Raw genomic sequence first — 24,033 nt, forward strand, 5'->3', positions numbered from 1 at the left:
ACTAAGTTATCATAAAATAATAAAATAAAAAGCGTTGTTAACACCTGCCACATAAAAAAATAAGAGCAGAGCATAAAAGCGCCATAAAAATGTTTTCGGCGCTTTTATCTGTTTCTATAATGCTATTTCTATGTTTGCATCTGCTCGGCTGCAACAGGTTAAAATCTCATTGTTACGTAAATAAACAAGGGGGATATTTGGATAGTTAACTTGGCCTTTAATAAGCAAACAGCGGCATGCACCACAATGTCCATCTCGACATTGGAACTCAGGGCTGAGTGCATGCGCTTCTAAGTTTTCAAGTAAGCTTTTTTGCTTATCAAAAAGGTAGTGTTGCTTATTAATTGTGCAGATGAAAGTCATTTTCTATAGTTCAAAACTGCTTAGTTCATCAGTATCGACTTTGCTATCAATTTGACCGACAAGGTATGAACTGATCTCAGCTTCTTGTGGGGCAACTTGTACATTATCACTAATTAGCCAGTGATTTATCCAAGGGATAGGGTTGTTTTTTATTTCAAAAGGCGCTTCATAACCAATCGCTTGCATACGCACATTACTAATGTATTCAACATATTGACATAAAATAACTTCATTTAAGCCAATCATTGAGCCATCTTTAAATAAGTATGCCGCCCATTCTTTTTCTTGAGCCGCTGCTGTTAAAAAGATATCTCGACCTTTGGCGTGACATTCAATGGCAATTTCTGCCATTTCAGGATCATCTTTCCCATCGGCCCAAATGTTAAGTATTTGCTGCGTAGAGTTTAAGTGCAACGCTTCATCACGGGCAATTAATTTTATAATTTTTGCATTACCTTCGAGCAAGTCGCGCTCAGCAAAAGCAAATGAGCAGGCAAAAGAAACGTAAAAGCGGATGGCTTCTAATGCATTGATAGAGCACATGCAAAGGTATAATTTTTTCTTAATAACGCGCAACGTGAGTTTTTCAGGGTTGCCATCGAGATCCAGATATTCAATTTTAGACTGCTCTAAACCATGTAATTGCATAAATTGTACGGCATGGATCAATGCGTCATAGTATTGGGCAATATCTGACGCGCGTTTTTGGATCTCCACATTGGTCACGATATCTTCAAAAACTTCACTCGGATCCGTAAATAAATTTCTGAGAATGTGAGTGTAGCTACGGCTATGGATAGTTTCAGAAAATGACCATGTTTCAATCCATGTTTCAAGCTCCGGCAAAGAGACAATCGGAAGCAAAGCCATATTAGGGCTACGACCTTGGATAGAATCAAGCAATGTTTGATATTTTAAATTTGAAATAAAGATATGTTGCTCATGACTTGGTAAGTTCATAAAGTCAATGCGATCTCGACTCACATCGATTTCTTCAGGGCGCCAGAAGAAACTTAATTGTTTTTCAATGAGTTTCTCAAACACTTCAAATTTTTGTTGATCATAACGTGCCACATTGACTGGGTTACCAAAAAACATGGGTTCTTTTAATGCATCATTGGGAATTGTTGAAAAAGTAGTATAGGCCATGGGGTATTCCTCAAGTCTAGAGATTAATATCAAGATAATAACGGCTCACACGGATCCGTTATTATCTTAAAAGAGTTAAATTTTACACGCGCCGCCGGCACAGTCATCCGTTTCTGCAATGACATTTTCATCACTCGCACCATCACGGGTATTATGATAATAAAGCGTTTTCAATCCCATTTTATAAGCCGTTAAAAGATCACCTAAAAGGGTGGTCATCGATACTTTTTCGTTAGGAAAACGTTTCGGATCATAATTTGTATTAGCAGAAATAGCTTGGTCGATAAATTTTTGCATAATGCCAACTAAATTTATATAACCTTTGTTATTTGGGATGTCCCATAATAATTCATAATTTTCACGGTATTTCTCAAATTCAGGAACCACTTGTTTTAAAATACCATCTTTACTGGCTTTAATGCTGATAAAACCACGTGGAGGCTCAATACCATTCGTTGCATTTGATATTTGGCTTGATGTCTCTGAAGGCATTAATGCCGACAATGTAGAATTACGTAAACCATGTTTAACAATATCTTTACGCAACGTTTCCCAATCAAGGTGGTATTTTTCATCACAAATACTATCGATTGATTTTTTATACGTATCAATCGGTAAAATACCTTGTGAATAACGTGTTTCATTAAATTTAGGGCAAGCGCCACGCTCTTTTGCTAATTTATTTGACGCTTTTAGTAAGTAGAATTGAATGGCTTCAAAAGTTCTATGGGTCAGATTATTGGCACTGCCATCTGAATATTTAACCCCATTTTTTGCTAAGTAATAAGCATAGTTGATAACGCCTATACCCAGTGTGCGGCGTGCCATTGAACTGTTTTTAGCTGCAATAATCGGATAATCTTGGTAATCAAGCAGATTATCTAATGCGCGCACTGCAAGTTCACTAAGTGGCTCTAATTCATCGAGAGATTTAATCGCGCCTAAATTTAAAGCCGAAAGCGTACATAACGCAATTTCACCTTCTTCATCCATAATATGACGAAGCGGTTTAGTGGGTAACGCAATTTCTAAGCACAAATTACTTTGGCGTATTGGGGCAACTTTACTGTCAAAAGGACTGTGCGTATTACAATGATCTACATTTTGAATATAAATACGGCCTGTACTGGCACGCTCTTGCATTAATAAAGAGAATAAGTTTACTGCGCTGATAGAGTTCTGACGAATGCTGTCATCGCCCTCATAAAGCGTATAGAGACGCTCAAATTCATCTTGATCTTCAAAAAATGCATCATATAGGCCAGGGACATCTGAAGGGCTAAATAAGGTGATGTCTTTTTTATCAATTAAACGTTGATAGAAGAGGCGACTCAGTTGAACACCATAATCAAGATGACGTACACGGTTTGAATCAATGCCACGGTTATTTTTAAGCACTAATAAAGATTCGACTTCTAAATGCCAAAGGGGATAGAAAATGGTTGCTGCACCACCACGAACGCCCCCTTGAGAGCAAGATTTAACGGCAGTTTGAAAGTGCTTATAAAAAGGAATACAACCTGTATGAAATGCTTCACCACCACGAATGTGACTGCCTAATGCGCGGATACGTCCTGCATTAATACCAATTCCGGCACGTTGAGAAACGTATTTTACAATTGAACTCGCTGCCGCATTAATTGAATCAAGGCTATCGTCCGCTTCAATGAGAACACAAGAACTAAACTGTCTTGTCGGCGTACGTACACCTGCCATGATAGGCGTGGGTAATGAAATTTTAAAGGTTGAGATAGCATCATAGAAGCGTTGCACATAATCTAAACGTATTTTTTTATCATAATTGCTAAATAAACATGCTGCGACTAACAAATATAAGAATTGTGGGCTTTCATAAATTTCCCCAGTAACTCGATTTTGTACAAGGTATTTACCTTCAAGTTGTTTAACGGCCGCATAAGAGAATGTTAAATCTCTTTTGTGATCGATAAACTTCTCCATCTTTTCGAATTCTTTTTTAGTGTAATCTTCTAACAGGTGAGCATCATATTTACCTTTTGAAACCATTTTACTCACATGTTCAAAGACACTAGGAGGCGTAAAACGGCGATATGCTTTTTTGCGTAGATGGAAAATAGCTAAATGAGCCGCTAAATATTGATAATCTGGCGAGTCTTCTGAGATAAGATCGGCGGCTGCTTTTATAATGGTTTCATGAATGTCATTGGTGCGGATCCCATCATAAAATTGAATATGGGAGTTTAACTCAATTTGTGATACCGAGACGTTTTCTAAACCTTCCGATGCCCAGGTAATAACGCGGTGAATTTTTTCAAGATCGAGACATTCTGTCGAGCCATTACGTTTGGTTACAAAGATTTTTTTATTCATCGGTCAGCCTTAATTGAGTGATGATCACAAGACGTTGATCGTTATCTATACGATCCGCGTTTTCCCACAAAAACACTATATATTGTGTTTGTATGAAACTGGAGACACAAGATAGCGTGTTTTTATTTTTTTTCAAGTGAATAATTTTCTTCTTATTGTGGATAAAATTGTGTATAAAATCAGAACTGACATTTGTGTTGGTACTTACTAACATTTGTCTTTAAGTCGTAGCTGTTTTTAGTAAAATGCAATAATTATTTAGAATATTTTTGCACTTTAAAAAGAGTGTATAATTTTTAATAAGAAATTCAGCTTGTATCTTGTTTTTCATGTTTATTACTTCGATTAATAAAAAAGCACAAGAAAAATAGCGCGTTGATTTAGGTGTGGTTTTGTTTTTTTTTATGACGCACCTTTGCAAAAAAGATAAGGCAGATTAGTTTTCATTAAGGTGTGCTAGATAACGCGGAAAAATAGTTTTTTTGTTGATAGGCAAAGAAGAGCCCTATATTTTATTTTTTTTGTGTGTTTTACGGCCCATATTCATCATTGTTAATAAAGATAATGGGCTGTAAAACAAATGTTATCGTGTGTTTAACTTTTTAAATAAAGGGCATGAAAGCGTAAATGATCTTCAATAAAAGAGCTAATAAAGTAATAACTATGATCAAATCCCGGTTGTAAATTAAAAATAATCGGGTGATTATTAACTTTAGCCGCATCAATAAACGTTTGTGGATGTAATTGATCACTTAAAAAAGGATCACTCTCACCTTGTTCAATACGTATTGGTAACGTACTTTTCGTTTTTTTAATGAGTTCACTGGCATTATATTTAGCCCAAGTGTCGGTATTATCACCGAGATAGGCGCGCATTGCTTTAGTTCCCCAAGGGCAATGTAGCGGATCGCAAATAGGGCTAAATGCACTGACAGAACGGTATACTTCTGGATTACGTAAAGCTAATACTAATGCGCCGTGGCCTCCCATTGAATGACCACTGATAGAGCGCACGTCATTGACAGGAAAATGTGCTTCAATGAGTTTTGGCAATTCATGCAATACATAATCATACATTTGATAATGTGTATTCCAAGGTGCCTGTGTCGCATTGACGTAAAAGCCCGCTCCCATGCCCAGATCATACTCTTTATTATCGGGTACATCATTACCACGAGGACTTGTATCGGGCACTACAATTGCGATGCCTAATTCAGCCGCTATTTTTAGCGCGCCTGCTTTTTGCATAAAGTTTTCATCGTTACAGGTCAGGCCTGATAGCCAATATACAACCGGGACTTTATTTACTGCTGTGGCTTGAGGGGGTAAAAAAATGGCAAAACGCATATTACAATGAAGTACGTTGGAGGCATGTGAATATTGTTTATGCCAGCCATTAAATACTTTATTACTGCTAATGTTTTCAATGATCATAAGAAAATGCTCTCTGTTTAAAGGCCTTTTCAGCTTTAGATGGATTTAAAGCTGAAAAGGATTATTGATAGGATCAAAGATTAAAATGGATCACACTGCGAATACTTTTACCTTCATGCATTAAATCAAAGGCATCATTAATTTTATCAAGGCCCATCGTGTGGGTAATAAAATCAGAAAGTTTAAATTCACCTTGTAGATAACGTTCAACATAATCAGGTAATTCTGTACGACCTTTTACGCCACCAAAAGCACTGCCACGCCAAACTCGCCCTGTGACCAGTTGGAAAGGACGGGTACTAATTTCTTTACCTGCACCGGCAACACCGATGATCACAGATTCGCCCCAACCTTTATGACAACATTCTAATGCACTGCGCATCACATCGACATTACCAATACATTCAAACGAATAATCGACACCGCCATTGGTGAGTTCAACAATAACGTCTTGGATAGGTTTTTTATGATCTTTAGGATTAATAAAATCGGTTGCACCTAATTGTTTAGCAAGTGCAAATTTGCTTTCATTAATATCAATCACAATAATACGGCTCGCTTTTGCCATGGTTGCGCCAATAACAGCAGAAAGACCAATGCCTCCCATTCCAAAAATAGCGACGGTCGCGCCTTCCTCTACTTTTGCCGTGTTCATCACTGCGCCCATGCCTGTGGTTACGCCACAACCGAGTAAACAAACTTCTTCTAAAGGTGCATCTGGATTTACTTTAGCGAGAGCTATCTCAGGTAAAACAGTGTATTCAGAGAAGGTAGAGCAGCCCATATAATGAAAAATAGGTTGGCCATCTTTATAAAAGCGAGTTGTGCCATCGGGCATTAAGCCTTTACCTTGCGTTTCTCTTATTTTTTGGCATAGATTTGTTTTTCCAGAAAGGCAGTATTCACATTCACCACATTCCGGCGTATATAAAGGGATCACGTGATCGCCGACAGCAACACTGGTTACGCCTTCGCCAATTTGTTCAACAATACCGCCACCTTCATGGCCCAATATAACGGGGAAAATGCCTTCAGGATCATCACCGGATAAAGTAAATGCATCGGTATGGCAAACACCAGATGCAATGATTTTAACTAATACTTCACCTTTACGCGGTAGCATGACATCTATTTCTTCAATAGATAAAGGCTGATTAGGACCCCAAGCGATAGCGGCCTTAGATTTGATAAATTTATCTGTCATTGTATTGTCCTTTTTGAGTAATGATTGTTTATTCTACTTGTCTGTTCTGTTATTGATGATTATAGTCGTTACTGAATAAATAATAATACACCTAAAATGCAAATCACTTTTACGAGGATGTAATAATGAGTTGGCAAGGGATCAATGAATTTGTGGCAGTCGCTGCAACGCAAAGTTTTACCATGGCATCTAAGAACTTACATATTTCGACAGCGCAAGTCAGTCGGCAAGTGAGCGCATTAGAGAAAAGATTAAATATTAAACTTTTTTATCGTAGTACTCGTAAAGTGAGTTTGACTCAAGAAGGGCAACTATTTTATAAAGATTGTAAAAATGTATTAGAAGGCTTAAAAGCTGCGGAAGATGCATTGAGTAATTTACAACAGCAAGCATCAGGATCGATAAAACTATCTGCCCCTATCACCTTTGGTGAGCAAAAAATTCAACCGTTATTAAATGATTTTATAAAATTACATCCCCAAATAGAGATCATTAGTGAGTTGAGTAATCAACGAATTGATCTATTGGCGGGAGGGTTTGATTTAGCTATTCGTCTTGGGAGCTTAGAAGATTCTAATTTATTGGCTAAAAAATTGGCGCTACGCTCAACTTATGTGTGCGCCTCACCAGCCTATATTGAAAAATTTGGAGTGCCACACTCAACCTCTGAATTGCGAACACATAATTGCTTATTAGGCACGCGCGATATGTGGCATTTTAATGAGCAAGGTAAAGAAAAGAATATACGCGTTAAAGGTAATATACGCTGTAATAGTGGTATTGGGCTGGTGGATGCCGCGCTTAAAGGCATTGGTTTGATCCAGCTTGCAAATGACTATGTAGATGAATATATTAAGTCCGGTCAACTTATTAGAGTGTTAGACAGTGTGCGCCCAAACGATGAGGCTATTTGGGCTATTTATCCTGAAAATCGTTATGTTGCACCTAAAATACGGCTATTAATTGACTTTTTGGCAAATAATTTACAATAAAAAGTATGTGATATAGCACCAATAGGGCGCGTTTTCGCTGATAAGCATTAAAAATAAATGCAGATAGTTCATCTTAGATGCGAGTGTTAGGTGGCTAAATTTTTATGGGGTATCTACTGACTTGCATAGCAAAAGTGATGCTGGTGTATTTTTCTTCATAAAAGTGCCATAAATATGTAATAAAGATAGGTTAGTCTCCTCGGCACAGACATTATTAACTTAGGAATATTATGAAAACATCAGCATTGACAGCACTGGCTTTAATGGGTTTTTTTGCAACACCTGGGGTATATGCAAATAATCAATTCTTAGATCGCAGTGCACAGGGTGATATAACCCAACAAGGAGGAGCCAGGCGCTTAAATAATGATATCAGCCCAGAGCTTCAAAAAATGCTAGAAAATAATAAGAGTGCCAAAAATGTGATTTTATTAATTGGCGATGGCATGGGCGACTCAGAAATTACGATTGCACGTAACTATGTGTATGGTGCTGGTGGTTTCTTTCCTGGTATTGATGCACTTCCATTAACAGGCCAATATACGCATTATTCCCTTAATAAAAAAACACAAAAACCTGATTATGTCACGGACTCTGCAGCCTCTGCGACGGCGTGGTCAACGGGCGTTAAAACATATAATGGTGCATTAGGCGTCGATGTTTTTGGCAATGCACACCCTACTATTCTTGAGCTTGCAAAAAAAGCACATAAAGCCACGGGGAATGTATCTACTGCTGAAATTCAAGATGCCACGCCAGCTGCATTATATTCACATGTATCACAACGAAAATGTTATGGACCTAATGTGACGGCAAAAAAATGTCCTGAAGCGTTACTTAAAAATGGTGGCAAAGGATCGATTACTGAGCAATTATTAAATACGCGTGCAGATGTGGTACTTGGTGGTGGATCTGCAACGTTTTCAGAAAAAGCGTTAAGTGGGCAATGGCGCGGTAAAACATTAAAAGCACAAGCACTGGCTCGCGGCTATCAATTAGTGAGTAATGTCAAAGAGATGCAAAGTATTAAAAAAGCGGATCAAAAACATCCTTTACTCGGGCTATTTTCACCCGGTAACATGCCGGTACGCTGGCTTGGACCTAAAGCGTCTTATCATGGCAACTTAGATAAACCGGCCGTGATCTGTAAAAACAATCCTGCTCGTACTGAAAACATTCCTACATTAGGTGAAATGACAGAAGTCGCGATTAATTTATTAAAAGATTCACCTAAAGGTTTTTTCTTACAAGTCGAAGGTGCATCGATTGATAAACAAGATCATGCGGCGAATGCCTGTGGACAAATAGGTGAGACGGTCGATCTTGATGAAGCGGTACAGGTCGCGCTAGCATTTGCTAAAAAAGAGGGCAATACATTAGTGATAGTCACCGCTGATCATGCGCATGCGTCACAAATTGTGTACCCGGAGACAAAAGCACCAGGGCTAACCCAAGCATTAATGACAAAAGATGGTGCACCCATGGCGATAAGTTACGGTAATTCGGAAGGCGACAGTATGGGTCATACGGGAGCACAACTTCGCGTTGCAGCATATGGCCCTTATGCGGGTAATATTGTCGGTTTAACGGATCAAACAGATCTCTTCTTTACAATGAAACGCGCCCTCGGTATTAAATAAGTATCATTAATAAAGAGGTAATACGGTTTTAAATCGGCTTCTTCTTTTACAAAAATCCGACGCTATTTGTTTTTTGATAACGTCGGATTTTTATTAACGTGCATTTGTTTTATTGCGTTTTAATACTATTTAGCTTTAATGCAGTGCAACATATAATTAACAGAGACATTTTTTGTAATGTGAAAATCATGATGTAAAGGGCGATATTCAACGCCACATAAATCGACACACTTTAATGAGGTGTTATCGATTGCTGCCAGTAAGATAGAAGGGCGAATAAACTTCTTGTATTCATGAGTGCCTTTAGGTACCCACCTTAATACATGCTCTGCGCCTAATATCATCATCAAGTAAGCTTTCATTGTTTTATTGATGGTTGAGAAATACACACTGCCACCGGGCTTTAGCATAGAACAACACGCTTGGATAATAGAAGCGGGATCGGGAACGTGCTCTAGCATTTCCATGCAAGTCACCACATCAAATTGCGCTTTATGTTCGCTGGCAAAGGCCTCTGCTGTGGTTTTTTGGTAGTCTAATGTGGTTGCCGTCTCTAAGGCATGTAAACGTGCGATTTGTAATGAGGCATGTGCCATATCAATACCAATCACCTTAGCGCCTTTTTTTGCCATACTTTCAGCTAAAATTCCCCCTCCGCAGCCAATATCAACGACACTTTTAGCAAATAAACCATCAACACCTTGTTCGATATATTCGAGGCGTGTGGGATTTAGCATATGTAAGGGTTTAAAGTCGCCTTCAAGATCCCACCATTGCGTCGCCATAGCTGAAAATTTTTCAATTTCTTTAGGATCTACATTTTCTTCGTATTTATCATTTTCAGTGGATGGGATATTTTGAGACATGCAGGTGTACTCTGTTAATTCAAAGACAGAGATTGTACCCAATATTGTTTGTTTTATAAATGCATTTATTTGGCTCTGTAAGCGATTTTACACAAAAACAAGCTGTTCAAAAAACAACCTAATCAAAGCAAAGGGGCTTATTTAACCCATAGCGCTTATATAAGGCCATTTAAAGCATAAAAGAAGCAATCATTAGTGTTGGCTTTATGTTAAACTGGTCCACCCTAAAAATTTAAGGATCTCTATCCCTATGAGTGAATTTGCACCCGATGTATCTCCAATTAACATTGAAGATGAATTAAAGAACTCTTATCTTGAATATGCAATGAGCGTTATTGTTGGGCGTGCTTTGCCTGATGTACGTGATGGCCTTAAGCCTGTGCATCGTCGCGTTTTGTTTGCGATGAACGTATTACGTAATGATTGGAATAAACCTTATAAAAAATCAGCACGTGTTGTTGGTGATGTTATCGGTAAATACCATCCACATGGTGATACTGCGGTCTACGATACAATCGTACGTATGGCACAAGATTTCTCATTACGTTACATGTTGATTGACGGACAAGGTAACTTCGGATCTGTAGATGGGGATAGCGCGGCTGCAATGCGTTATACCGAAATTCGTATGGATAAGATCGCGCATGAATTATTGGCCGATTTAGATAAAGAAACGGTTGATTTTGTACCCAACTATGATGGTACTGAGCTTATTCCTGAAGTAATGCCAACAAAAATACCTAACCTACTTATTAATGGTTCATCAGGTATTGCGGTTGGTATGGCAACCAATATCCCACCACATAATTTAGGTGAAGTGATTGATGGTTGCTTAGCGTTAATTAATAATCCTGATCTTACTATTGATCAATTAATTGAATATATCCCCGGTCCAGATTTTCCAACCGCGGGCATTATAAATGGCCGTAAAGGCATTATTGACGGTTATAAAACCGGTCGTGGAAAATTAAAAATCCGCGCTAAAGCCCGCGTTGAAGTCAATGAAAAAACAGGTCGTGAAACGATCATTGTTGATGAACTACCTTACCAAGTTAATAAAGCACGCTTAATTGAAAAAATTGCTGAATTAGTTAAAGATAAAAAAATAGAAGGTATCAGTGCACTGCGTGATGAGTCAGATAAAGACGGCATGCGTATGGTGATTGAAGTGAAACGTGGTGAAGTGGGGGAGGTTATTTTAAATAACCTTTATGCACAAACACAAATGCAATCGTCATTTGGTATCAATATGGTAGCCCTGGATCACGGCCAACCTAAATTATTGAACCTAAAAGAAATGTTACATGCATTTATCTTGCATCGCCGTGAAGTGGTAACACGTCGCACCGTGTTTGAATTGAAAAAAGCACGAGCCCGTGCGCATTTATTAGAAGGTTTGGCGATTTCATTGGCGAACATTGAGCCTATCATTGAGCTTATTCGTCATTCATCAACGCCTGCTGAAGCAAAAACTGCATTACAAGCACAAGGCTGGAAACTCGGTAATGTCGCAGCGATGTTAGAAGCGTCAGGTGTTGATGTTGCGCGCCCAGATGGACTTGCGATTGAATTTGGTATGCGTGATGATTTGTACTTCATGACAGACACACAAGCCCAAGCCATTTTGGATATGCGTTTGCATAAATTAACGGGTCTTGAGCATGAAAAAATATTAAATGAATACAAAGAATTAATTGAAATTATCACTGCTCTGTTATTTATTTTAGAAAACCCTCATCGTCTAATGGAAGTGATCACTGAAGAATTAAACGATGTTCGTGCTAATTTTGCAGATGCTCGTCGTACTGAAATCACCGCGTCTGAGACAGATCTTTGTATGGAAGACTTGATCACTGAAGAAGATGTTGTCGTGACGCTATCGCATGAAGGTTATGTGAAGTACCAACCACTCACCGACTATGAAGCGCAGCGTCGTGGTGGTAAAGGTAAATCAGCAACGAAAATGAAAGACGAAGACTTTATTGATAAGTTATTAGTGGCAAGTACACACGATACTATCTTGTGTTTCTCTACGCGTGGACGTTTATACTGGTTAAAAGTATTCCAATTGCCTTTAGCATCTCGTCAAGCACGTGGTCGTCCGATTATTAATATCTTACCGTTAGAGCAAGGCGAACGTATCACCGCTATTTTACCGGTTCGTACCTATGATGATGATAAATTTGTATTTATGGCAACGGCCAATGGTACGGTTAAGAAAACAGCATTAAGTGCTTATAGTCGTCCTCGTGCAAGTGGTCTGATTGCTATCAACTTAAATGATGATAATGAACTGATTGGCGCATTGATAACCAATGGTGAGAATGAGATCATGATATTCTCAGATGCGGGTAAAGTTGTACGCTTTAAAGAAGCAGAAGAAACTTTAGTTGTCGATGAGCAAGGTAACCCTGTACTCGATGAAAATGGCGTACAAGAGATCAAGTTTAAAGGGGTTCGTCCAATGGGACGTACTGCGACGGGTGTACGTGGTATCAAACTTAAAGAAGGCGAAAAAGCGGTTTCTTTAATTGTACCGAATGCAACGGGGCACATCTTAACCTGTACTGAAAATGGTTATGGTAAACGTACTCCATTGAGCGATTATGCATCGAAGAGTCGTGCGACGCAGGGCGTTATCTCGATTAAAGTGAGTGAGCGTAATGGTAAAGTTGTTGGCGCAGTACAAGTTGATGAAAACGATGAGATCATGTTGATTTCAAATCGTGGAACGTTAGTGCGTACTCCGGTACATGGTGTCTCAATTGTGGGACGTAATACCCAAGGCGTGACGCTTATCCGTACGCGTGATGATGAAAAAATAGTGGCGCTACAACGCATTGAAGAGGTACATGAGTTACCTGTTTATGAGGATGATGAAACAACACAAAACATCCCAGTTGAGCAGAAAGAGGGAGCCGAGCTGGATCCCGAAATAACAGAAAGCAACGATGAGACGCTTTCTGAATAAGTAAAAATGGTAACAATAAAATAAGCGACATAAGTCGCTTATTTTATTTTAGGCTTGTAGGATAAGACAGCCCTCTGGATTTTTGATTTTATAAACAAGGACAAGCGATACCATGAATAACATATTTAATTTTTGTGCCGGCCCTGCAATGTTGCCTCATGATGTTATGTTACAAGCCCAAAAGGAATTTTGTAATTGGCAAGACAATGGTGTTTCGGTGATGGAAATGAGTCATCGTAGTCCTGAATATATGGCAATGGCCAGTGAGGCGGAGCAAGATCTTCGCGATTTAATGGATATTCCTGATAATTATAAAGTCCTTTTTTGTCATGGTGGTGGACGGGGGCAGTTTTCAGCTATTCCTTTTAATTTATTAGGTGATAAGTTAGAAGCCGACTACTTACTAACGGGGCAGTGGTCAAAATCTGCGACGCTTGAAGCTAAAAAATATGCACGTATTACCGATACAAATATAATCACCATCACCGAGCAAGGTAAAACCAGTGTCTTACCGTGTGCGCAGTGGCCGATTAATGCGGGCGCTGCTTATGTACATTATTGCCCTAATGAAACCGTAGATGGTATTGAAATTTTTGAAATTCCAGAAACCGGTGTTGTGCCTTTAGTTGCTGATATGAGTTCAACGATTTTATCGCGTCCGATAGACGTTTCAAAATTTGGTCTTATTTATGCAGGCGCGCAAAAAAATATAGGCCCTGCAGGATTAGCGATTGTGATTGTTCGTGAGGATTTAATTGGTCACGCAAGGCGCGCTATTCCCTCTATTTTTGATTATGAAATACAGGCCAAATCTAATTCAATGTACAATACGCCACCTACTTATTCTTGGTATTTAGCGGGCCTTGTTTTTAAATGGTTAAAAGCACAAGGCGGTTTAGTTGAGGTAGAAAAAAGAAATATAGAGAAAGCGTCGCTACTTTACTCGTTTATCGACAGCAGTAACTTTTATGAAAATAATATTGATAAATCGGTACGTAGCCGTATGAATATTCCTTTTACGCTGGTGGACGAAAGTTTAAACAGTGCTTTTTTAAGTGCGTCAAAAGCGGCGGGTTTATTAACCCTAAAAGGGCATAAATCGGTAGGTGGAATGCGTGCGAGCGTTTATAACGCCATGCCTCTTGCTGGCGTACAAGCTTTGGTTAAGTTTATGGCTGATTTTGAAAAAGATAATATATAGATAATAGCCTGCATGATAGGGGATAATAGAGGATTTTCATGAGTACTGATTTTTTAAAGTTAGCCAATGTGGGGGTGCAAAAATTACACCCTTATCAGCCAGGTAAACCCAGTGATGAACTTGCACGTGAAATGGGCATTACGGATATTGTTAAATTAGCCTCTAATGAGAATCCATTAGGCGTAAGTATTGCTGTTAAAAAAGGCTTAATTGAATGTATCGATGAGCTTTCACTTTATCCGGATGCTAATGGCCATTATTTAAAACAAGCGTTAGCGGATAAATACGCATTAAAAGCTGCGCAAGTTACCTTGGGTAATGGCTCTAATGATTTATTAGAAATGTTGACCCATGCTTTTGTCTGCGCATCTGATGAAGTTATCTTTGCGCAGTATTCTTTTGTTGTTTACGGTTTGCTGACTCAATCGATTGGGGCGCGCGCCGTCGTGGTACCTGCGCGTGAATACGGGCATGATTTAGAGGCAATGTTAGATGCTATTACGCCTCGCACTAAACTTGTCTTTATTGCAAATCCGAATAATCCTACGGGAACCTTTTTAAAGCCTGATGCCTTAAAAACATTCATTTCACGCGTACCTACACACGTTTTAGTAGTGCTAGATGAAGCTTACTTTGAGTATGTGAATGTAGAGCATGCCGAAGACAGTAGTGCGTGGATAGTTGAGTTTCCTAATTTGATTGTGCTGCGCACCTTTTCTAAAGCTTATGGCTTAGCGGGGCTTCGCATCGGTTATAGTTTATCAAATTCATCGATAGCCGAAATATTAAACCGTATTCGCCAGCCTTTTAATTGTAATGCATTGGCGCTTAAAGCTGCCTTTATCGCCTTAAATGATCGCGCTTATTTACAACAAACAGTCGCATTAAATAATGCCGGAATGAAAAATTTAAGTGACTACTTTAAACGTAGCTCTCTTGATTTTATTGCCTCGGAAGGCAATTTTATTATGGTAGATGTACAACGCTCTGCAGATGATGTGTATCAGGCATTATTAAAAGAAGGGGTGATAGTACGACCTTTGGGTCCATATGGATTAAAAAATCATTTACGCGTTAGCATTGGTACAGAAACACAAAATCAGCGCTTTAAAGGTGCATTAACGCACGTCTTAAAATAAGAGAGTCAAACTATGCAACAACTGCGTCTGCAACCCATCCGTAAAGTGCAGGGTGAAATCAACCTTCCTGGCTCAAAAAGCCTGTCTAATCGCGCCTTATTACTGGCAGCCTTAAGTAAAGGTACGACGCATTTAACCAACCTACTTGATAGTGATGATGTCGCGCATATGCTCAGTGCGCTACAAAAGTTAGGGGTTAAGGTAAGTTTATCTGCGCAAAAAACACAATGTACGATAATCGGTCTTGGGCGTGCATTTAATACCCAAGAAATGGGTGAGTTAACACTCTTTTTAGGCAATGCGGGCACTGCCATGCGCCCCCTTTGTGCAGCATTATGTTTAGGCCAAGGCGATTATGTCTTAACGGGTGAAGCGCGCATGTTTGAGCGACCTATTGGCTCTCTCGTTGATGCCTTAAGAGATGCGGGCGCCAAAGTCAGTTATTTAGGAACTGAAAATTATCCGCCACTGCGCATTCAAGGCCAAGGTCTTAAAGGTGGCAATATAAAAATAGACGGCAGTGTCTCGAGTCAATTTTTAACGGCTTTTTTAATGTCAGCGCCAATGGCAAGTGCGGATACTCGTATCGAAATTATCGGCGAATTAGTGTCTAAGCCTTACATAAAAATTACGTTGAAAATCATGAAAGACTTTGGTGTTGAGGTTGAGCATGATAACTATCAAACCTTCATCGTTAAAGGTAAGCAAACCTATACGGCGCCTGGCGACTATTTAGTTGAGGGCGACGCTTCTTCTGCCTCTTATTTTTTAGCTGCCGGCGCGATTGCGGGTGGCTCTATTACAGTGACAGGGGTCGGTAAAAAATCCATTCAAGGCGACATTGCTTTTGCTGATGCGCTGCAAGCGATGGGCGCCAAGATAGAGTGGGGCGATGATTATATTAAAGCGAGTAAAGGGCCGTTAAAAGCGATTGATATGGACTTTAATCATATCCCTGATGCAGCAATGACGCTTGCGATGGTGGCTCTCTTTGCAAAAGGCACCACGCACATTCGTAACATTTATAATTGGCGGGTGAAGGAAACAGACCGATTATATGCCATGGCCAAAGAGTTGCGTAAAGTGGGCGCAGAGGTTGTCGAAGGTAAGGACTACATCAGTATTACGCCACCAAAAGTATTTAAAGATGCTTGTATTGATACTTATGATGACCATCGTATTGCCATGTGTTTTTCGTTAGTGGCTTTGGCTAAAACGGGCGTGAGCATCAATGATCCTCAGTGCACCTCTAAAACGTTTCCTGATTTTTTCAATAAATTTAGCAGTGTAAGTTGTTATTAAATGTGAAATAAAGACAAAAATATTAAGTGATAAACATATATAAAACATAAAAAGAGCCTTGCAATTGCAGGGCTCTTCGTTGTCTAATGCCTTTGTAAATTTAATGTAAAGAGTAAACGTAATGAAAAAGAATCTACATAACAAACAGTTTGCGGTGATCGGTTTAGGACGTTTTGGTATGGCGCTTTGTCAAGAGTTAGCAGATCAAGGCGCACAAGTATTGGCTATCGATATTGTAGAGAGCTTTGTAAAAAAAGCCGCTGAATTTGTAAGTCATGCCGTGGTTGCTGATTGTGGTGATGAAGAAAGCGTTGCTGAGTTAAAATTAGAAGATTACGATATTGTGATGGTCGCCATTGGTGATGACATAAACGTCAGTATATTAACCACCTTGGTGCTCAAAGAATGTGGTGCCAAAGCTGTATGGGTTAAAGCGAAAAACAAATATCACGCAAAAATATTAAAAAAGATAGGCGCAGATAAAATTATCAGTCCAGAGCGTGACATGGGGATCCGTATTGCGCGTAATATGCTTGATCAGCGCGTTTTTGATTATCTGTCTCTTGGCAGTGGGCTTGCTATTACTGAGGTGGTGGTAAGTTGTGAATATTTTGGTTCTCCTCTGCATGAACATCCCTGTGGCGTCTGTGATGAAACGTCTATTTTAGCGTATAAACGTGGCGCTACTCTGTATAACCACCCAGATCGCGATACCAAGCTTGAAGTGGGAGATATTTTGATCATTGCAGGCCAAGAAAGTAAAATTAAAGAGCAATTGAATAATTTATGAGTGTTTTATATAAGAAAAGTGGCGTTTTACATTTAAAAAATAAAAAAGGTAAAAAACGCTGGTCTGAGCCTCGGGTTATTTTAGTTAGTTTTTTAGCCATTTTATTGCCCTTTGCTCTTTTATTAACCACTCCTTTTTTTTCCGTGTCTGGACTGAGTTTTATTGACGCTTTATTTACGGCAACGTCTGCAATTAGTGTGACGGGACTAGGCGTTGTAGATACAGGGTCGCATTTTAGTGTGTCTGGTAAAATCTTATTAATGCTACTGATGCAAATTGGCGGGCTGGGTCAAATGACGTTGTCGGCTATTTTATTGTATATGTTTGGATTACGTATTAGTTTACGTCAGCAATCGATAACCAAAGAAGCCTTAGGGCAAAATAATTCCGTTAATTTACGCCGTTTAGTAAAACATATTATTGTTTTTGCCTGCGTCGCTGAGCTGATCGGCATGATCTTTTTATCCTTTCGATTTGTCCCTGTTTTGGGCTGGCGAGAGGGGGTGTTCAGCGCTTTATTTCATGCGGTTTCTGCTTTTAATAATGCGGGTTTTTCATTGTTTAGCGACAGTATGACGAGTTTTGTCGGTGATCCTACTGTGAACTTTACGATAGCAGGCCTATTTATTTTAGGGGGCCTCGGTTTTACGGTGATATCAGATCTACACGGTAATCGACTGCGTGGTTTTAATCATTTACAGCTACATTCTAAAATCATGCTTATTGCGACGCCTTGTTTACTTTTAGTGGGCACGCTTCTGTTCTGGTTTTTAGAAAAAGATAATATGAGTACCCTCGGTATACTCAGTACAGGCGAGCAGTGGTTGGCTGCGTTTTTTCAATCTGCAACAGCGCGTACCGCGGGTTTTAATAGTATTTCGGTGGAAAATTTAACGCATCCCGCATTGTTGGTTTTGATGGTGTTAATGATGATTGGAGCCGGTTCAACCTCAACGGGAGGCGGGATAAAAGTATCTACTTTTGTCGTAGCGATGATATCAACGTGGTCTTTTTTAAGGCAAAACGATAAAGTCGTTATTTTAAAACGTTCGGTCCCCTGGTCAACGGTTACAAAATGTTTAGCCATTATTGTGGTGAGCTTTATGGTGCTTATTGGCGCCATGTTTGCGCTGATGATCAGCGAAGATGCGCCTATGTCGATGGTTATGTTTGAGACTATTTCAGCGTTTGCAACGGTAGGGTTGACGTCGGGATTAACGGCGCAACTTTCAGAGCCGGGTAAAGTTATCATGATAGTGGTGATGATCATTGGCCGAATAGGGCCTTTAACATTGGCATATATGTTGGCCAGACCTAAGCCAACATTGTTAAAATATCCTGAGGGTCACGTGTTTGCGGGTTGATATCTCCCCTGACATGCTGCTTCAAAATCAGCATGTTCGTGGGCTTATCTTATCGGCATACATGTAAGTCGTGTTATTTTACATTGATGCTTTAATAACAACACATATCTAACACCGCCACAAAAGATAATGTTATTTCGGTGCTCTCGATCAGATAGCGAAAACATCTCTTCGCTCGAAAATCAAAGAAAAGGGAATAACTCTCAACAATGGTTACGTTTAGAGCCCTTATACCTTATCAAACATCTTTATGGATGCTTTATAAAACCTCCTCCAAAATATATAACAACCAAGATAAGCGCACTGTGAGCCATTTAGGGTGATAGCAAAAACACTTTTTTTGTGTGCGATGATGAGGGATAACTATTAGTAATGGCTACGCTTTTACCGTTACCCTAGCGAGTACTTATAAATAAAAATTAATTTTCTAATGTTGTATCTGTAACGGCACGGCATTTTTTATTCTCAATGATATTATTTAAGTTATTAAGGGCGACATTACTTTAGGTTTTATTAATATAAGGTTTTTATATTGGGTTGTTTTTCTCATTACTGAATTTTTTGATTTTATAATCGGCCCTTTGCTTAGAAAAACAGTGGTGATTTATTAATAATATTTTTGTCATTGTTGGTTAATTATGCATTTAAACGTAAAAAATGAGACAAAAACAACGATCTCATACGCTATTTACTTTCTTTTCTTGCTGAAATATGAGGGGATTGGTACAGTACAGTCCTTAATTTACGCTCTTTTGGAAATCGTTCATGTTTAAAATGTTTCGAGGTATGTTTTCTAACGATCTATCGATTGATTTAGGAACAGCAAATACACTTATTTATGTTAAAAACCAGGGGATTGTTCTTGATGAACCCTCTGTTGTCGCTATCCGCTTAGATAAAAATGGAGCTGGAAAAAGTGTGGCTGCAGTTGGCCATGCGGCGAAGCAAATGCTCGGGAAAACGCCCGGTAACATTCAAGCAATTCGTCCGATGAAAGATGGGGTGATTGCTGATTTTTATATTACTGAAAAAATGTTACAGCATTTTATCAAGCAAGTGCACAACAATAGTTTTTTACGTCCTAGCCCACGTGTTTTAGTTTGTGTGCCATGTGGCTCTACACAAGTTGAACGTCGTGCTATTCGTGAATCTGCACAAGGTGCGGGCGCACGCGAAGTATTTTTAATTGACGAGCCTATGGCTGCTGCTATTGGTGCAGGCATGCCTGTTTCTGAAGCGAAAGGTTCAATGGTCGTTGATATAGGTGGTGGTACTACCGAAGTGGCAGTTATTTCATTAAATGGTGTTGTTTACGCGTCTTCAGTTCGCGTTGGCGGTGATAAATTTGATGAAGCAATTATTAGTTATGTGCGTCGTAATTATGGTTGTATTATTGGAGAAATGACGGCTGAGCGTATTAAGAAAAGTATCGCGATTGCTTATCCGATTAATGAAGTTAAAGAAATTGAAGTACGTGGCGTTAATGTTGCAGAAGGCGTTCCGCGTAGCTTTACGTTAAACAGTAATGAAATCTTAGAAGCAATCCAAGAGCCATTAAGTGGTATTGTTTCAGCTGTGATGCTGGCTTTAGAAAAAACGCCACCAGAATTGGCTGCGGATATTGCTGAACAAGGCATGATCTTAACGGGTGGGGGAGCGCTTCTTTGTGAAATAGATCGCCTACTATCTGAAGAGTCAGGTATTCCCGTTATTGTTGCAGATGATCCATTAACATGTGTGGCTCGTGGGGGCGGTATGGCCTTAGAAATGATTGATACCTACGGTAGTGATTTATTTCAAACTGATTGATAAAAATGGCAATAGTTAAGCTATTGCCATTTTCTTTTTCTTTTTCTTTTTATTATTTTTTCGGTAACCATGAAACTTATTTTCTCGCGCGGACCTTCGTACTTATTAAGACTCATCGTTATCATTGTCATATCGCTTATTTTGCTTGTTGCAGAAAGTAGATATAACTTATTTGCATCCTCTCGGTTGTACCTTAATTCTCTTGTTAGCCCTATTCAGTATGTTGCGGATATTCCTCAATCATTCGTCTCCTCTTTTTCAAAATTAGTAGTAACGCGCGAAGAATTAAAAGTGCGTAACCTACGCCTTGAAAAAGAAAATACATTGCTCACCGCAGACCGATTATTACTTTCTCAGTTGCAGCTTGAAAATAAAAAAATACGTAAGTTACTCAACTCACATCGTGATTTTACCAGTAAACGTATGCTTGCAGAAGTGATGAGCTTGCGATCTGATCCTTTTCGTTATCAATTATTAATTAATAAAGGTGCACTCGATGGAGTGTATTTAGGGCAACCTGTGATTAATGATGTCGGTGTGGTTGGGCAAATTTCAGAGGTGGGTAGTTTAACGAGTCGCGTGCTTCTTTTGGTCGATGCAAGTCATGGTATTCCGGTTCGAGTGCAACGTAATGATTTAGTCGCCGTTGTGCACGGAAGTGGCTCTTGGAATAAATTAGATGTGCCTTTTATCCCTAGTAATGCTGATTTAAAAGAGGGTGACTTATTAGTGACATCAGGCCTTGGCGGTCGTTTTCCTGAAGGCTATCCGGTGGCAACCATTAGCCACTTTAAATATACAAAAGGGGCAGCCTATGCGGATGTTGAAGCGACGCCTGTTACCAAGTTAGGACAAAGTCACTATTTATTATTATTGTGGCACAATTCTGATAAAGATCAGGCAAAACGAGACAAAACGACACTAGAGAAAGAGGCAATAAAAGAGAATGCGCCACTATAGTATTATATATATTACATTTTTCGTGGCTTTGTTGTGTGCCATATTTCCTTTGCCCATCTTTTTAAATGCTTTTCGTCCGGATTGGATGATTTTAATTATTTTTTATTGGGTACTCGCTACGCCGCAACGTATCGGTATTGTACATGCTTTTTTTATTGGCCTAATATTGGATATTCTATTAGGCTCAATGTTAGGCATGCATGCGTTACTCTTTTCGTTACTCGCATATTTTGTTTGCGTTGATTTTCAACGAATTCGTTATTTTACACTGGTACAAACAACGCTATTGATTGGTATTGCCGCGTTATGTATTAAGTTGTCATTGTATTGGATAGCATCGACTCAGCAAGATATCTTATTACATAAAAGTTATTTTTGGTCTATTTTTTCATCGATGCTTATTTGGCCTTGGTTTTTTCTTTTTTTACGAATGGTGCGTATTCGCTTTAAGGTACTTTGATCATGATATATTTAGCCTCTCGTTCACCTCGTCGCGCCGAACTTCTGCAACAAATCAACGTGTCTTTTTGTTGCGTTAAAGCCGATATAGAAGAGTGCCAAAATAGCGGTGAACTCGCAGAAGATTACGTATTACGCTTAGCCACACAAAAAGCGCAAGCAGGCTTTATGAATAGTGATAAGCAGCAGATAGTGTTGGGCGCCGATACCATTGTGGTTATTGATGGCGAAGTGCTTGAAAAGCCCCAAAACCAGCAACATGCTTTGCAAATGATGCAGAGATTATCCGCTAAAACGCACCATGTATTTACAGCTGTTGCCTTATATGATGGCAAAAAAGGATCCTCTGTTGTTGTTAAAACGGCGGTCACCTTTAAAATCTTAACGACACAAGAAATTACAGATTATTGGCAAAGTGGAGAGCCTCAAGATAAAGCGGGAGGTTATGCTATTCAAGGCTTTGCAAGTAAATTTGTGACACATATAAGTGGGAGTTACAGCGCGGTTGTTGGCTTACCTTTATATGAAACAGATCAATTAATTAAAGAATTTTTAATAGGAGCGCATCATGTCGGTTGAATTATTAATGAATATTACGCCTACAGAGACGCGTGTGGCATTGATAGAAGGTGGCGTATTACAAGAACTACATATTGAACGACAAGGTACTAAAGGCATTGTTGGCAATGTATATAAAGGTAAAGTCTGTCGCGTTCTACCAGGAATGCAAGCAGCTTTTGTGGATATCGGTTTAGAAAAAGCAGCCTTTTTACACGCGTCAGATATCGTGCCACACACAGAATGTGTTGCACAAACGGAAAAAGTTAAATTTAAAGTTGCTGATATTTCTGAATTAGTGCGCCAAGGTCAAGATATAATGGTGCAAGTGGTTAAAGATCCACTCGGCACGAAAGGTGCTCGGCTAACAACCGATATTACCGTCCCTTCTCGATACCTTGTTTTTATGCCTGGTAGTTCACATGTGGGTGTTTCACAGCGCATTGCAAGTTCCTCTGAACGCGATAGATTAAAAGCGATTACTCAAACCTGTATCAATGAATTAGGTGGGTTTATTATCCGCACTGCAGCCGAAGGCGCGCCAGAAAATGAATTAACACATGATGCTGCATTTTTACAACGCGTATGGGCAAAAGTACTTAAACGTCGTGCCCGCTTTAAATCTAAAAACAAATTACTGTATCAAGATTTAGGGTTAGCTTTTCGTATTTTACGCGACTTTGTTGGCACAGAAATCGACAGAGTGCGTATCGATTCAAAATTAAAATTTACTGAACTACAAAAGTTTACTCATGAGTTTGTGCCTGAGCTTGAAGATAAAATTGAATATTATTCGGGTGAAAGTCCTATTTTCGACCTATTTGATGCAGAAAATGAAGTGCAACGTGCATTAGAGCGAAAAGTAGAACTGAAATCAGGTGGCTATTTGATCATTGATCAAACCGAGGCGATGACCACTGTCGATATTAATACCGGCGCTTTTGTTGGCCACCGTAATTTAGAAGAAACTATTTTTAATACCAATATTGAAGCAACGCAAGCGATAGCGCGTCAACTAAGGTTACGTAATTTAGGCGGGATCATTATTCTTGATTTTATTGATATGCAGTCGAATGATCATAAGCGTCGTGTTTTTACAAGCTTAGAGCTGGCGTTGAGTAAAGATCGCGTTAAAACACATATTAATGATTTTTCACCCCTTGGTTTAATCGAAATGACGCGTAAGCGCACTCAAGAAAGTCTTGAGCATATTTTTTGTAGCCCATGTGAGCAATGCAATGGTCGTGGCTATGTGAAAACGGTTGAAACGGTATGTTATGAAGTTTTGCGTGAAATATTGCGTGTTAACCGTGCTTATGATGCTGAACACTTTGCTGTTTATACCTCACCTGCAGTAGCAGATGCACTGCGTGGTGATGAATCTCATAGTTTGGGTGAACTTATCTTATTTATGTCTAAAGAGGTGACTATTTATGCCGAGCCACTTTACGGTCAAGAGCAGTTTGATGTGGTCATGATGTAA

The 24,033-nt window shown here is 39.3% G+C and carries 19 protein-coding genes; 13 read left to right on the top strand and 6 right to left on the bottom strand.

The features are described 5' to 3' along the window. Positions 1-114: 114 nt before the first annotated feature. The 5 genes from yfaE to PCNPT3_RS03480 all read right to left on the bottom strand — a co-directional run bounded on the left by yfaE (position 115) and on the right by PCNPT3_RS03480 (position 6,499). A complete protein-coding gene (gene yfaE / locus PCNPT3_RS03460; RefSeq protein WP_015464481.1) occupies positions 115-363 on the bottom strand; it encodes a class I ribonucleotide reductase maintenance protein YfaE in 249 nt (82 codons plus the stop codon). Positions 364-366: 3 nt separating this feature from the next. Further along, positions 367-1,512 (bottom strand): class Ia ribonucleoside-diphosphate reductase subunit beta, encoded by a 1,146-nt coding sequence (nrdB, locus tag PCNPT3_RS03465; RefSeq protein ID WP_015464482.1) that lies wholly within the window; start codon positions 1,510-1,512, stop codon positions 367-369. A gap of 75 nt (positions 1,513-1,587) precedes the next feature. Next, complete coding sequence (gene nrdA / locus PCNPT3_RS03470) at positions 1,588-3,861, bottom strand: class 1a ribonucleoside-diphosphate reductase subunit alpha (protein WP_015464483.1); 2,274 nt, start codon at positions 3,859-3,861, stop codon at positions 1,588-1,590. A 594-nt stretch (positions 3,862-4,455) separates the two neighbouring features. Beyond that, positions 4,456-5,295, bottom strand: a complete 840-nt coding sequence (gene fghA / locus PCNPT3_RS03475) for an S-formylglutathione hydrolase (RefSeq protein WP_015464484.1) — start codon at positions 5,293-5,295, stop codon at positions 4,456-4,458. 73 nt (positions 5,296-5,368) lie between these two features. Beyond that, positions 5,369-6,499, bottom strand: coding sequence for an S-(hydroxymethyl)glutathione dehydrogenase/class III alcohol dehydrogenase (locus PCNPT3_RS03480; protein WP_015464485.1), 1,131 nt, complete (start codon positions 6,497-6,499; stop codon positions 5,369-5,371). A 125-nt stretch (positions 6,500-6,624) separates the two neighbouring features. Here PCNPT3_RS03480 and PCNPT3_RS03485 point away from each other — a divergent pair, with 125 nt between their 5' ends. Next, on the top strand, positions 6,625-7,491 hold the full coding sequence (locus PCNPT3_RS03485; protein WP_015464486.1) for a LysR substrate-binding domain-containing protein: 867 nt from the start codon (positions 6,625-6,627) through the stop codon (positions 7,489-7,491). A gap of 230 nt (positions 7,492-7,721) precedes the next feature. Beyond that, on the top strand, positions 7,722-9,131 hold the full coding sequence (gene phoA / locus PCNPT3_RS03490; RefSeq protein ID WP_015464487.1) for an alkaline phosphatase: 1,410 nt from the start codon (positions 7,722-7,724) through the stop codon (positions 9,129-9,131). A 125-nt stretch (positions 9,132-9,256) separates the two neighbouring features. On the opposite strand, the gene ubiG is transcribed toward phoA, so the two are convergent. Further along, positions 9,257-9,997: a bifunctional 2-polyprenyl-6-hydroxyphenol methylase/3-demethylubiquinol 3-O-methyltransferase UbiG gene (gene ubiG / locus PCNPT3_RS03495; protein WP_015464488.1), complete on the bottom strand. Its 741-nt coding sequence runs from the start codon at positions 9,995-9,997 to the stop codon at positions 9,257-9,259. Between the two features lie 250 nt (positions 9,998-10,247). On the opposite strand from ubiG, the gene gyrA reads away from it, so the two are divergent. The 11 genes from gyrA (at position 10,248) to rng (ending at position 24,033) form a co-directional block, all read left to right on the top strand. Then, positions 10,248-12,968, top strand: a complete 2,721-nt coding sequence (gyrA, locus tag PCNPT3_RS03500; protein WP_015464489.1) for a DNA topoisomerase (ATP-hydrolyzing) subunit A — start codon at positions 10,248-10,250, stop codon at positions 12,966-12,968. Positions 12,969-13,080: 112 nt separating this feature from the next. Next, on the top strand, positions 13,081-14,169 hold the full coding sequence (serC, locus tag PCNPT3_RS03505) for a 3-phosphoserine/phosphohydroxythreonine transaminase (RefSeq protein ID WP_015464490.1): 1,089 nt from the start codon (positions 13,081-13,083) through the stop codon (positions 14,167-14,169). Between the two features lie 38 nt (positions 14,170-14,207). Continuing rightward, on the top strand, positions 14,208-15,308 hold the full coding sequence (gene hisC / locus PCNPT3_RS03510; RefSeq protein ID WP_015464491.1) for a histidinol-phosphate transaminase: 1,101 nt from the start codon (positions 14,208-14,210) through the stop codon (positions 15,306-15,308). Positions 15,309-15,320: 12 nt separating this feature from the next. Continuing rightward, entirely contained in the window at positions 15,321-16,610 is a 1,290-nt protein-coding gene (gene aroA, locus PCNPT3_RS03515; protein WP_015464492.1) for a 3-phosphoshikimate 1-carboxyvinyltransferase, read from the top strand. Between the two features lie 121 nt (positions 16,611-16,731). Continuing rightward, positions 16,732-17,400 (top strand): potassium channel family protein, encoded by a 669-nt coding sequence (locus PCNPT3_RS03520; protein WP_015464493.1) that lies wholly within the window; start codon positions 16,732-16,734, stop codon positions 17,398-17,400. Then, positions 17,397-18,764 (top strand): TrkH family potassium uptake protein, encoded by a 1,368-nt coding sequence (locus PCNPT3_RS03525; RefSeq protein WP_015464494.1) that lies wholly within the window; start codon positions 17,397-17,399, stop codon positions 18,762-18,764. Before PCNPT3_RS03520 ends, PCNPT3_RS03525 begins: the two co-directional genes overlap by 4 nt. Before the next feature lie 765 nt (positions 18,765-19,529). Next, positions 19,530-20,573 carry a rod shape-determining protein gene (locus tag PCNPT3_RS03530; RefSeq protein WP_015464495.1) on the top strand — a complete coding sequence of 348 codons (1,044 nt, stop codon included), beginning with the start codon at positions 19,530-19,532 and terminating at the stop codon, positions 20,571-20,573. A gap of 69 nt (positions 20,574-20,642) precedes the next feature. Continuing rightward, on the top strand, positions 20,643-21,533 hold the full coding sequence (mreC, locus tag PCNPT3_RS03535; protein ID WP_015464496.1) for a rod shape-determining protein MreC: 891 nt from the start codon (positions 20,643-20,645) through the stop codon (positions 21,531-21,533). Further along, positions 21,520-21,993, top strand: a complete 474-nt coding sequence (mreD, locus tag PCNPT3_RS03540) for a rod shape-determining protein MreD (RefSeq protein WP_015464497.1) — start codon at positions 21,520-21,522, stop codon at positions 21,991-21,993. Before mreC ends, mreD begins: the two co-directional genes overlap by 14 nt. A 2-nt stretch (positions 21,994-21,995) precedes the next feature. After that, positions 21,996-22,571 carry a Maf family protein gene (locus PCNPT3_RS03545; protein ID WP_015464498.1) on the top strand — a complete coding sequence of 192 codons (576 nt, stop codon included), beginning with the start codon at positions 21,996-21,998 and terminating at the stop codon, positions 22,569-22,571. Continuing rightward, complete coding sequence (rng, locus tag PCNPT3_RS03550; protein WP_015464499.1) at positions 22,561-24,033, top strand: ribonuclease G; 1,473 nt, start codon at positions 22,561-22,563, stop codon at positions 24,031-24,033. Before PCNPT3_RS03545 ends, rng begins: the two co-directional genes overlap by 11 nt.

Origin of the sequence: Psychromonas sp. CNPT3 (assembly GCF_000153405.2) — a bacterium.
Classification (GTDB): domain Bacteria; phylum Pseudomonadota; class Gammaproteobacteria; order Enterobacterales; family Psychromonadaceae; genus Psychromonas.